Genomic DNA, 12,000 nt, shown 5'->3' with positions numbered 1-12,000 from the left:
ACACGGCGGCCGGCGGGATCACCCTCGACGCCGCGACCCTCGCCACCCTCGACGCCATCGAGTCCCGCCCCAACGAACTCCCCATCGGCTGACCGGAACCGGAAGCACGCGCTGCGCCCGTCCGCCGGTCGACGACCGGCGGGCAGGGGTGCCCCGGTGTCAGTCCTCGGTGGTGCGGCGGCGGGAGAGCGCGACCAGCGCGGCGCCCGCGGCCAGGGCGGCCGCGGCGCCGCCGGCCTCCCAACCGATCCCGTCGGTGCCGGTCGCGGCGAGCGAGCCGGTGCCGGTGTGGCCGGTGCCCGCGTCCGTGCCCGTGCTTCGCGTGCCGACGGTGCCGCCCGTGGTGGTCCCGGTGAGACCGGCGGGCTGGACGCCCCCCTGCTGCGCGCCCTGGCCCTGCCGGTCGGCTCCCTGACCGGCGGTGGCGCCGCCGGTGCCGGTGGTGTTCTTGGCCGCGGCCTCGTCTTCCGTGCGGGCCTTGGCCCAGCCGTCGGTGAGGAAGGCCGTGACGGCGTCGTCGTCGCCCTCCAGGGCGGCCAGCGCGGCCTTGCGCACGGCCGGCCCACCGGTCTCGACGAGCTGGGAGACCTTGATCCGGTTGTCGCTGGCGCGCAGCCGCGGCAGCTCGGTCTCCAGGAAGGTCCGCAGGTCGGCGGGGGTGCCGCTGAGGGCCTTCTGGGCGCCCTCGACGACGTGGCGTCCGTTCTCCTTGTTCGCGAGGACGACCAGGATCGCGACCCGGTCGTCCTCGGCCCGGGCGGCGGGCCAGCCCTTGGCGAGGAACGTGAGGATCGCCGCGTCGCCGCCGTCCAGCGCCTTGCTCGCCGCCTCGCGCACGGCGCGGCCGCCGGAGGCCATGATCTGGGAGACCTTGACCCGGTTGTCGTCGCCCCGCTGCTTGGCCAGGTCGACCGCCAGGAAGGTCCGCACGTCGGCGGCGGTGCCCTTGAGCGCCTTCGCGGCCGCCGCGCGCACGCCCGGCCCGCTGTCCGGGTCGGCCAGGATGCGCCCGACCTCGGCGCGGTCCTGGTCCTCGGCGCGGGCGACGTACTGACCGCTGCTGAGGAAGTCCAGGATGTCCTGGTAGGTGCCGCGCAGCGCCTTGTCGGCGGCCTTGCGCACGGCCGGGCCGCCGCCGTCCTCGATCCGGGCGATCAGCACCCGGTTGTCGGTCTGGCGGGCGCCCTCCAACTCGGCCGTCAGGAAGTGCCGCAGGTCGGCGGCGTCGCCCGCGAGCGCCTTCTGCGCCAGTTCACGCGCCTTGGGGCCGCTCGCCGGGTCGTCGAGGATCCGCTGCACTTCGGCGCGGTCCTTCTTCTCCTGGTCGTCGGCGCCGGCGTCCTTGGCCGTACCCCCTGCGGTGTCCTTCGGTGCCTCCCCGGCAGCGGTGTCCGGCGCGGAACCGGAGGCGGTGTCAGGACCGGACACACCGCCGGGCTGCGGGGCGGCGGCGGAGGCCGACGAGGGGAAGAGGACGGCGGGGGCCAGGACAGCGGCCGCGACGACGGCGGACACCCGGGGAAGCTTCAATGCGCAAACCCTTGCTTCGCATGAGAATCATGAACCCCGGCAGCATAGATCATCTTTTACATTTCCCCTACCGAATACATACACGCCCTCAACCAGCCCTCGACTGCCCGGATCCGCCCCGCGTCTCCGCCTCGGCTGCCGCCCTCCGGCCACTGAGCCCGGGTGTGTCAGCGGGGGTGTCTACGGTGTGGCGTGGTGGGGCGGACACCGGAGCGTCCAGTACTGGAAACGGAACGGCAGACCTCCCGGTCTGCGCGGGGGTGGCCACGGCCCAACCGGCGTCCGGGGAACAAGGGCCCGGAGGACGGCTCGCCAGCGCCCGCCCCACCCTCGGGCGTCGTACGTGGGCCGGCGCACGGCGGCCTGGTGGATCCACTGGACCGGGGGCACGGTCGCCCGCCCCCCCCGGAGCCTCCCCAATCGATCCGACTCCATCACGGGGTCGGTCCGCCCGAACTGGCGGTCCGCCCGAACACACGGGCCACCCAGCCGTCGAGCCGGACGCCGAACTCCCGAGCCGAAGCGATGCCCGAGGCCGGAAAGGCGCCGGCGTCGTCCGTGCCGGCGACGAAGTCGACATCAGCCCAGCCGCCACGGAACAGCACCACCGACAGCTCGGCCTCCACCGGACCCGAGATGAGCACACCGACGGAGTCGGGATCGATCACCAACGACCTGTCCGTCTCAAGCCGCGGAGGCCAAGGAGCGGCTCCATCGCGCCAGGTCACCGGGCCCACCGTCAGATCACCGGCCCGCCACCCGGGCGCTCGAACAGCTATTTCTGTGACGGCCTCGTCAAGATCAACAACTCTTTCCACGGACAGATCATGGTCCATGCCCGGCGCGCTGTTCCACCGACTTCCAGTCGAGCGAGACGACCCGAGCGCTGCTACATCTCGGCAACCGCCCTCGGGAATTCGCCGACAAGTGCTGCCAGGTCTCGCCAGCGCAGCCATCAGGAGAGCCGGCGCGCAGAGCAGGAGCGGACACGAGATCCCGGCAACCTGATGCTGCGCGACGACGGCGTGACGGGTGGCGCACTGCCCGGCGGCCCCACCCCGCGGCGCCACCGGCTGGGGGAGAGGCGAGGACCAGGCCGGCGGAATCATCGCGAAAAAGGGCGACAGGAACGCCCCGACGCGCTTGAACCCGCTTTCATCCGCTAGGGGTTACAGGGCTCTATCCGAGAGGACCTACTGCCTGTTTTGACGTTCAGCCGGTGTGCCGGGTGCCACCGATGCCTAGTGTGCTTCAAGACGCCACGAGACCCCGCTTCCCTTTCGGCATCCGCGTTGCTGCTGATCGGAACTGAGTGACAGGCAGGTTGATGGACATGGGCAAGGTACGAGGAATGGTGAAGGTATGGATGGTGCCCGCCGCACTGGCGTCGGGCGCGGTCCTCTTCATAGCACCGGCAGCGCAGGCCGCGGACGGCCATACCGGAGGAAGCCTCACCTACAGCAACGGCGTTCTGGCGGGCAAGGGGTGGACGAACGGTTGGACCGGGAACGTTCAGGTAACCGCGTATCTGGACAAGAACGGTGCCACCGTGGAGGGGCCCCGGGTCGGGACCGGCACGGGAAGCGCGACGACCTCGACCTTCTCCCTGTGCCCGACCCCGGGACACTGGACCCTTCGAGTGCTGGGGCCGCAGGGCACGGACTACTACCAGAGCGTCGACGTGTGATCGACACTGAAGGTCGGACCGCAACCGAAGGAGCATGTCATGACCGACGGCCCTGAAGTGAACTTCCCCGTATGGGATTGCGATGCCCGGATGCCGGCCCGCTTGGACGGGGCGCGGATCACGATGGAATTCCAGGAGGGCAAAGGGTGGAGCATCCAGAGCGTCGGCCTGCCCCGCGGGCTCGGGGACGGCTGGGTGTTCGTGCACTCCTTCCCCTCCGGCGCCGACGGGCAGGACTTCTCGGACCGTGCCGGAATCGCGATGGCGGCGCATATCCATGCGCTGGGAGCGGAGAAAGCAGCCGGGGACGCCGACTTCTTCCGTCGGGCCGATGAAGAGCTGATGCCCAAATGCATGCCGGGCGCGGACGGTTGGTGTCCGGCCGAGGTTCTGGTCGAGGGTGTGGCCGTGCGTGCGAGAGAGCTGGAGACGGAATACGGCTGGTTCTGCGTCTCGGACGAGCCGGGCTTCGGGTTCGCGCTCTCCGGGCACCACACATCACGTAACCCGGTACTGGAGCCCGCAGATCTCTCGCTCTGGGGAGAAGAGCTGCAGAAGAAGGTTCGCTCCATGGACGACTTCTCCCGCGGTGGAGACCACGGGCCCGACCCGCAGAAGTCCTGAACACCCGGCACGACGCCAGTTCCCCGTGTCGGCGTACGGCCTGGGCTCCCCAACTGCGCACGCGCGAACGTCTCCGGCCGCACGCCCGGCTGCGCCCGCACGCTCTTGACCGCCTGTCGGCGCAGCGGAACGGTGGAGGCGCAAGGATCCGCATGCGCAGTACCTCGTCTGACCAAGATCGACCGACCGTCCACCACCACCGATCACCTGCAGGGCAGCCAGCACCATGTCGTCGTCACCGTCGTCCAGCGTCATCGAGGCCCGCAAGGCGCTCGCCGACCGCCTGGTGGCCCTGCGCAAGGACGCGGGCCTGACCGGCGACGAGCTGTCCGCCCGCTGCGGGTGGCACCCGGCGAAGACCTCCCGGATCCAGAACGGCAAGTCGGCCCCCTCCGAGGACGACCTGCGCGCCTGGTGCACCGCGTGCGGCGCCGCCGACCAGGTCCCCGACCTGATCGCCGCCGCACGCGCAGTCGACTCGATGTACACCGACTGGCGCCGCATGGAACGCACCGGGCTGCGCGCCGCCGGCACCACCTCCTGCCGGCCGGGCTGTTCCAGGGTCCGGCGGGGGATCTGCACCATGCGTTGCCGCGGGACGGGGTTGTGCACCTGGCCGGTTGCCGTAGGACTGCTCCTGCCTCGGCCCGGCCCCGGGAGCTGACCGGGGCGGGCGTACGTATCTGCCGGCACGCTGGCTGTCCTTTGCCACATGATCTTGGCCGATGGTCAACGGGGTCTGACATCCTGTGCCGGTGTCAAGGAAGCAGAAGCGCGCCGTGACCCTCGCCGAGATGGTGGCGGCACTGTCTCCACCAGCGGCGGAGGAGCCGGGTGGTACGTCTGTCGACCCGCCCGTGACGGCCCGCGGCTTCACTGACGCCGACTGCTGTTACTGGCGGCTCACCCGCGGACCGCTGGACCCCCGCAGGGCCAAGCGGCTCTCCGTCGAGGCCGACATGATGTCGATGGGCACCTACTACGACGAACAGGTCGGGTGGTGGCTTCCCCGCTTCCTGACAGCGGCCGAGCGCCCGGCCGCCTGGCTTGAAGCGCGCGCTCGGTTCGGTGCCGACGACCTGCCGATCCACGAGGCGTACGAATTCACCGCGGACGACGGCCGCGTTCTCCTCTTCATCGAGACGTACTGCTGAACCCGCACCCCCTGCAACTCCCGCCGACGCGCCCTTGCCCAGAGAAGCTGTGCTCTGGGTCAGCAGCCAAGACCACGTGACGAACGGATCGCCGGGCCAGGCCCGGCGAGGGTCATATGCGGTCTCCAGTGCGATGGTTATGCGATGAACAGCGTTGTGTTTGAAGAGCGGTCATGCGCTACCTTTTCGAACGGGAGGTATGTGATGTCCGAGATCTTCGCGGCGGTGGACGCGCTGCTGGCCAAGGCGCGGGACGGCGGTGACCTGCCGGAGCCGGCGGAGCGGGAACGGCTGCGCAAGGCCGCCGGTCTGACCCAGGTCGAGGTGGCCGAGGCGCTGAACACCCGGCGGGAGACGTTCGCCAAGTGGGAGAACGGCACCGCGCAGCCGCGGGCCCCCCGGCGCGGCGCCTACGCGTTCCTGCTCGCGGGCCTGGCCGACCTCCACGGCACCCAGGGCGCCGACGGCTGGCTCACCCTCGCCCGCCGGGCCCGCCCCCTCGGCACGAGCGCCGACCCCGGCACCGGCAGCGGCGACGCGGAAGGGAAGTGACGCCCTGATGGACCGCAAGGCGTACACCGCCGAGCTCGCCGGTCTGCGCGAGCTGCGCACCGCGATCACGGCCGCCGAGAAGGCCGTCGCCGCCGCGCAGAAGGAGCTGGACAAGCTCGCCGCCCAACGTGCGCGCCGGGTGGCAGGGCTGGCGGCGTACGAGGGTGCCCAGGCGCCGGCCGTCGCGAAGGCCTCCGGGCTGACACTGGCCGATGTCGTGCGGATCGCCCCGCTGCTGGACCCGACCCCGGCCGCCGTTCGCCCCGCCGCCCGGGCCGACGACCAGGCCCCCGCCGCGCCGGTGCCCGACACCGCACCCGTGCCCCCCGCTGTGCCGGTTGAAGCGCCCGTCGCCGAAACGACGCTCGCCGAAGCATCGCTCGCCGAACGGCCGCTCGCGGAACCCGCAAGTGCGGTCGCCCCGGTCGCCCCGGCCGCCGTCCGCCCCGCCGCCCGGGCGACAGAACCCGGCGTACCGGCCGACCCGCCCCCCGCGACCACGCCTACCCAGGTGGCCGGGCCGCGCGAGCTGCCCGCCCTCCCCGAGGGCCCGGCGGGCGCCCGGTTCGAGGCCGTGACCACCGGACTGGCCTCCAAACGCCCCAACTTCACCCAGCAGGCCCGCGCCACGGTGTTCCTGGACGCCGCGACCGGCGACCTCGCGGTGCGCGACCGCGTCCTCCGGCTCGACCTCGGCGTCCGCACCCCCGGCGACATCCTGGACGCCGTCCTCGCCGCCGCCCCCGGCACCGAGCGGATCTACATCACCGCCGGCGCCCCCTGGCACGACGGCGCCGAGCGCCACTCCACCCTCAAGGACGCCGTCGCCGCCTGGCTGAACACCCCGTCCGAGCGCTGGGCCACCGCCGTCGGCTCCGGCCGCGACAAGCTCGCCGGCCACTTCGTCCACCAGCGCCAGCCCGTCGGCCGCTACGCCCCCGCCGCCGCACCCGACAGCGGCACCACCGAGATCCGCTCGATGGGGGAGTGGTTCGACCCGGACGGCGCCGACGTGGTCACCTGCCGTCAGGCGTTCACCCTGCTCTGGCAGGCGCTGCGCCGGCACTGGGACGACGCCGTCCTGATGGGCTCGCCCTCGCAGACCGGCCGGGACCTGTGGTCGCGCACGATCCCGACCACCGGCAAGTGGGCCGGCGGCTACCCCGTCCTGTCCGAGGACCTGCGCGGCCTGCTGCACGCGACCGGCGGCCAGGGCCGCACCGAGCTGATCCTGCCCCCGCGCGTCCCGGAACAGCTCCCGGACCTGGTGGAGTACGACCGCACCTTCGCCTACGCCAAGCACCTGTGGAAGTCCCCGGTCGGCACCCCGTGCCGGATCACCGCCGCCGGATTCGCCGCGATGACGCAGGCCGAGCAGGTCAAGGCCCTGATGTCCTGCTCGCACTGGAACATCAAGGTGACGGTCCCGCAGGGCTGGAACCACGTCGGCCTGCTGCCCGCCCCCGTCACCGGGGACCGCGCCTGGATCTACCCCGCCGAGCCCGGCACCACGTTCACCACCTGGGCGGGCGGCGCCGAGGTCCACCTCGCGCTGTCCAACCACATCGCACCATGGCGGATCGAGGTCCTGGGCGGCCTGCTCTTCGAGGACGGCAAGCCGCTGGACGAGTGGGGCAAGCGCCTCAAGTCCGCCTGGGCGGACCTGACCAACCTCTCCCGCATGCACGGCGACGAACGGCAGCGCCAGGCGGCCTACCTCGCCTCCCGCGCCGTGCGCAGCGTGCTGCTGTTCGGCCTGGGCGGCTTCGCCCAGCGCCCCCGCCTGGTCTCCGGCACCACCCCGGTCGGCGAGGCGCTCCCGGCCGGCGTCGAGATCCTCGGCCAGGACGGGGCGGTGGTGACCTGGCAGCGGCAGGCCGGCTTCTCCCGCGACCCGTACGCGCACCCCGAGTGGGCCGCCTACGTCTGGTCCGGTGCCCGCGCCGCCCTGCTGGACATGAAGTACCGCCAGGGCAAGGAGGTCACCGGCCACGCCGGAGCCCTCCACGCCAAGCCCGGCACGGTCGTCTACTTCGGCACCGACGGCATCGCGCTGACCGAGCGCCAGCCCTGGCCCTACCGCGGCGAGCCCGGCGACTACCTCCTCAAGGGCTACCTCACCGGCCCCGTGCCGCACCCGGCCAGCCAGGACGAGTACCTGAAGCTGCGCGGCCTGGGCCGCGCCGAACTCGCCGGGAAGGGGACCGACCAGTGAGCCCGGCGGACCCGCGGCACCCGAACGAGGCCGCCCGCCTGACCCAGCAACTGATCGACCAGGGCCTCACGAAGCGCCAGGTCGCGCGGGCACTGGGCCGCGACGCCTCGCTGGTCAGCCAGTTCTTCACCAAGGGCAAGGGCGCGTCGATGGTCGGCGCGCTGCGCCAACTGGTCCGCGCGGTGCTCGGCGGCGAACGCGATGCCGAGGTGCTGGCCGGGATCGCCGAGGCGAACACCGACCGCCGCCGTACGAAGTCCGGGCAGAAGGCGCGGGTGCGCGGCAAGGACACCGTGGGCGAGGCCGGCGGCAGCATGGCCGGCCGCGCCGGACGCCAGGCCATCCGCTCCGGCGCCTCCCACCTCGCCCCCGTCGTCCACGAGACCGGCCAGGCCGGCGGCCGCCTGGCCTTCACCGTCCGGATGAAGGCCGACCAGTACGTCCACTCCGCCGGATCCGAGCAGGACTCCGGAGGCATCCGCCGCGGCTTCATCCCCCGCGCCGACGGCACCGAGGAGCGCACCTACGGCTCCGCCTCCACCGGCGGCTTCGACGCCGCCGAATGGTCCCGCCGGGTCGCCGACCACCACGGCGACGTCACCGAGGCGATGCGGGAATGGCTGGTGGAGACCGGCCGCGCCGTCCAGGACGCCGACATCGCCTACCTCGAAGTCCGCGGCTGGATCCCCGAGGAGGGCCGATGAGCGCCCCGCACAACGGCCACCCGAGCGCCCCGCACGACGGACGTCCCGGCTGGTTCACCGGCTCCGACGAGAAACTCACCCTGCTGCGCCGCGTCGCCGGGGCACGCGGCGTGGTCCTCGACCCGGACACACCGCCCGCAGAGGCGGACGCCGAGGAGCTGACCGACGGGCTCGCCGACGTCCTCCTCACCGAGCACTGCTTCGACGCCGACTGGGAGACCACACCGTACGGCGACCTGGTGGAGAGCCTGATCGACGCCCTCAACCCCTACGCCTACCCGGACTGATCCCCGCCCGGCCGCCCGACCACCCGCCTGCCGCACCACCCCGCGCTCCCGGGTAACGAAGGAGAAGCACCGCCGTGGAGACCACCGCCGCCACAGCCACCGCCGAGCAGGACGTACCGACCGGGCCCCGCGCCCGGGCGCCGCTCCCGGCCCAGCCGTCCGGCACCGCCGTGAACCCACTGCCGCTGCACTGGTTCCAGAAGGACGCCGTCGCGGCCGCGGTGCGCGCGGTGAAGGACGGCGGGCGGGCGACGGTGGTCGCGGCGACCGGCTCCGGCAAGACGCTGATCGCCGCCGGCTGCGCCCGCCGGTTGGCGGCGCGGGGGCGGGTGCTGGTGCTGGTGCCGACGATCGAGCTGCTGGAGCAGACGGCGGAGGCGTGGTCGCTGCGGGGCGGGCGCCGGGGGTTGGCGGTGGCGGCGTGTTCGCGGGAGGAGGCGTTGGAGAGCGCGGAGGCGGGCGGCCGGATCCGCGCGCAGGTGTCGACGCAGGCCGTCCGGATCGCCGACCTGGTCGCCTCCGCCGGGCCCGTCGAGCCGGTGACCGTGTACGCCACCTACGCGTCCCTGGAGCGGATCGTCCAGGCCCACCAGCAGTTCGGCCTGCCGGCCTGGGACCTGGTGGTCGTCGACGAGGCCCACCGCACGGCCGGAGCGGAGGGCAAGGCCTGGGCCGCCGTCCACCAGGACGGCCGGGTGGCCGCCCGCAGGCGCCTGTACTTCACCGCGACCCCGCGGATCGCCGACGACCGGCGCGCGAAGGACGGCCTCGCCGACCTCACCGACCTCGCCGACCTCGCCGACGGCGCCGAGAAGCTGCCCGCCCTGTGCTCGATGGACGACGAGGAGGTCTACGGCAAGACCGTGTTCACCTGGACCCTCGGCCAGGGCATCGAGCACGGCTACCTCGCCGACTACCGCGTCCTGGTCCCCGTCGTCACCGACGACGACCTGCGCGACCTCCTCAACCTGCCCGCCGTCGCCGACCTGCGCTCCCAGCGCACCAACGAGGACCTGCTGCGCCTGGCCCTGCAGATCGCGGTGCTGCGCGCGGTCGCGGACCTGGACCTGAGACGGGTGATCACCTTCCACTCCCGGGTGTCCGGCGCACGGGAGTTCGCGGAGACCCTGCCCGCGGCCGCCGCCCTGCTCGAGGACGCGGACCGCCCCGAGCGGCTGACCGCGCTGGCGGTGGCCGGCACTGACCGGCTCCGCGACCGCCGGGCCGCGTTCGCGACGTTCAGGGCCTCCACCGGCGAGGACGGCGAGCAGTGCTGCATCATCTGCAACTCCCGCCTGCTGACCGAGGGCATCGACGTCGCCGCCGTCGACGCCGTCTGCTTCGCCGACCCCAAGTCGAGCGTCATCGACATCGTCCAGGCCGTCGGCCGCGCGCTGCGCCAGTCCTACCGGCAGGGCAAGGTGTCCTGGGTCGTCATCCCGGTCCACCTCCCGACCCCGCCGGTCGGCGACGACACCGCGGCGGTGAGGGCGGACGCCGACGCCGAGATCGAGGCCGGCTCCTTCCGGACGATCTGGCGGGTCCTGCGGGCCCTGGCCGCGCACGACGCCCGGGTGGTGGGCCGGATCACCGAACTGCGCGCCCACCGCGCCCAGCCCCACCTCACCACCACCACGGCCGCCGGGCCGGACGGGGAGCAGCCCACGCCGACGGCCTCGCCGGTGGACTGGCTGCGGATCGACGCCCGCCGGCACGCCGCGCGGATCCTGCAGACGGTGAGACTCCGCGTATTCAACCCGCGGGCGACCGAGTGGCAGCGCATGCACGCCGTCGCCGCCGCCTTCCACCTCCAGCACGGCCACCTCGACCCCACCGACCGCGAGGAGCACGGCGAGCTGGTCTCCTGGCTCGTCCGCCAACGCCACCTGGGCGCACAGCACTTGCTCGACCCGGTCCGGGTGTCCGAGCTGGACGCGCTCGGCATGATCTGGTCCAAGCACGCCAACGCCTGGGAGCGCGGCCACGCCTACGCCACCGCCTTCCACCGCACCCACGGCCACCTCGCGATCCCGGCGACCGCGAAGCTGGACGACTACGCAGTGGGCGCGTGGATGCGCCGCCAGCGCAAGGCCGCGGGCCTCAACCCCGACCAGGCCGCCAAGCTCGACGCGCTGGACGAACTGTGGCGCCTGGAACCGGACTGGAACCGCTCCTACCGCCGCCTGCTCGCCTACCTCGCCGCCGGCGGCACCCTCACCGGCCCCGCCAACCGCACCGGCCTCGCCGACGACCCCGCCTTCCGGCCCGGCACCTGGCTGCGCAAACAGGACAAGGCCCGTACCGACGGGAAGCTGACCGACCAGCAGACCGCCCTCCTGGACGCCCTGCACACCGCCTGAACCCGGGCCGCGGACAAGGCAGCGGCGACGCCGGGGGCGCGCAGCAGTCAAATGACTGATGTGTACCGGTCGACGGGTCGGCGACAGTGGCGCATGCCGGGGGTGCCCGGCGGCGGGTGCGTCGGTGTGATGAGCGCCCGTTGAACGGACGCGAACGAGGAGTAACAGGATGGCCATCAGTCAGCGGCCCGGCGGGAAGTGGAAGACGGTCGCGGTCGCCGCGCTCGCGGCCTTCGCCGTCACCGGTGGCATCGCCGCGCCGGCCAGCGCCGCGCCCCGGGCGGTTTCGGCGGCGGACCGCCTGAACGCGGGGGCCCTGGACCTGTACGAGGCCGTGCAGTCGGGAGAGCCCGCGAAGCCCCGCGACCACCCGGCCGGGCGCCCGCTGCTCCCGCACCGCTGGGTGGCCGTGGTCGGGTACGGCGCCGTGCAGGCCCTGAACCAGCGGACCCGCTACGCCTGGCAGCGCAACTACAAGGACTGGTCGGTCGCCATCGTCGGCAACACCATCCAGGGCAAGGAGGTGACCATCTACACCAAGATCACCAACCTGATCTACGGCGAGGGCGGCGTCATCGGCGCCCAGACGGCCCCGACGGGACAGGTGGCGGTGGCGCACAACACCATCGTGGCCCAGGGGAACGTCAACATCGTGACCGAGATCGTGAACGTCCACCTCATCAGCCCCCAGTTCCAGGACGTCTACAGCGGCCAGTGCCGCGCCCAGGAAGACCTCCGGAACGCGGTCAAGGCGCAGCTCGCCTGCACGCTGGGCTGAGCGGCGGAACACGGTGGCGGGGCCCGACCGAAGTCGGGCCAGGCCGACTCCGGCGCCGCCGTCGTGATGGACGTGCACACCGGGCGGATCGTCGCGATGGCCAGCGCCC

The 12,000-nt window shown here is 73.0% G+C and carries 11 protein-coding genes and 1 pseudogene; 10 read left to right on the top strand and 2 right to left on the bottom strand.

The genetic code is table 11. The features are described from left to right. Nucleotides 1-159: 159 nt before the first annotated feature. Together AB0O91_RS40745 and AB0O91_RS40740 are read right to left on the bottom strand one after the other, a co-directional pair. Nucleotides 160-1,515 carry an ALF repeat-containing protein gene (locus tag AB0O91_RS40745; protein ID WP_363444501.1) on the bottom strand — a complete coding sequence of 452 codons (1,356 nt, stop codon included), beginning with the start codon at nt 1,513-1,515 and terminating at the stop codon, nt 160-162. Nucleotides 1,516-1,964: 449 nt separating this feature from the next. Beyond that, complete coding sequence (locus AB0O91_RS40740; protein ID WP_363444498.1) at nt 1,965-2,198, bottom strand: hypothetical protein; 234 nt, start codon at nt 2,196-2,198, stop codon at nt 1,965-1,967. Between the two features lie 659 nt (nt 2,199-2,857). On the opposite strand from AB0O91_RS40740, the gene AB0O91_RS40735 reads away from it, so the two are divergent. The 10 genes and pseudogenes from AB0O91_RS40735 (at nt 2,858) to AB0O91_RS40690 (ending at nt 11,891) form a co-directional block, all read left to right on the top strand. Continuing rightward, nucleotides 2,858-3,217, top strand: coding sequence for a hypothetical protein (locus tag AB0O91_RS40735; protein ID WP_363444495.1), 360 nt, complete (start codon nt 2,858-2,860; stop codon nt 3,215-3,217). A 39-nt stretch (nt 3,218-3,256) separates the two neighbouring features. After that, nucleotides 3,257-3,841, top strand: a complete 585-nt coding sequence (locus tag AB0O91_RS40730; RefSeq protein ID WP_363444492.1) for a hypothetical protein — start codon at nt 3,257-3,259, stop codon at nt 3,839-3,841. Between the two features lie 226 nt (nt 3,842-4,067). After that, nucleotides 4,068-4,364 (top strand): annotated as a pseudogene (locus tag AB0O91_RS40725) (helix-turn-helix transcriptional regulator); the annotation flags it as partial. 256 nt (nt 4,365-4,620) lie between these two features. After that, nucleotides 4,621-4,995: a hypothetical protein gene (locus tag AB0O91_RS40720; RefSeq protein ID WP_363444489.1), complete on the top strand. Its 375-nt coding sequence runs from the start codon at nt 4,621-4,623 to the stop codon at nt 4,993-4,995. Between the two features lie 204 nt (nt 4,996-5,199). Further along, entirely contained in the window at nt 5,200-5,547 is a 348-nt protein-coding gene (locus AB0O91_RS40715) for a helix-turn-helix domain-containing protein (RefSeq protein ID WP_363444486.1), read from the top strand. A 7-nt stretch (nt 5,548-5,554) separates the two neighbouring features. After that, nucleotides 5,555-7,762 (top strand): hypothetical protein, encoded by a 2,208-nt coding sequence (locus AB0O91_RS40710; RefSeq protein WP_363444483.1) that lies wholly within the window; start codon nt 5,555-5,557, stop codon nt 7,760-7,762. Then, complete coding sequence (locus tag AB0O91_RS40705) at nt 7,759-8,466, top strand: helix-turn-helix domain containing protein (protein ID WP_363444480.1); 708 nt, start codon at nt 7,759-7,761, stop codon at nt 8,464-8,466. The genes AB0O91_RS40710 and AB0O91_RS40705 overlap by 4 nt, the downstream gene beginning before the upstream one ends. After that, complete coding sequence (locus AB0O91_RS40700; protein WP_363444477.1) at nt 8,463-8,753, top strand: hypothetical protein; 291 nt, start codon at nt 8,463-8,465, stop codon at nt 8,751-8,753. The genes AB0O91_RS40705 and AB0O91_RS40700 overlap by 4 nt, the downstream gene beginning before the upstream one ends. Nucleotides 8,754-8,827: 74 nt before the next feature. After that, complete coding sequence (locus AB0O91_RS40695; RefSeq protein WP_363444474.1) at nt 8,828-11,113, top strand: Helicase associated domain protein; 2,286 nt, start codon at nt 8,828-8,830, stop codon at nt 11,111-11,113. 169 nt (nt 11,114-11,282) lie between these two features. Continuing rightward, nucleotides 11,283-11,891, top strand: a complete 609-nt coding sequence (locus AB0O91_RS40690) for a hypothetical protein (RefSeq protein ID WP_363444471.1) — start codon at nt 11,283-11,285, stop codon at nt 11,889-11,891. Nucleotides 11,892-12,000: the final 109 nt, after the last annotated feature.

This window comes from Kitasatospora sp. NPDC089797, assembly GCF_040684795.1.
GTDB lineage: Bacteria > Actinomycetota > Actinomycetes > Streptomycetales > Streptomycetaceae > Kitasatospora.
Note: the sequence above shows the minus strand (reverse complement) of the source record. Positions and strands in the feature narration are given on the sequence as shown.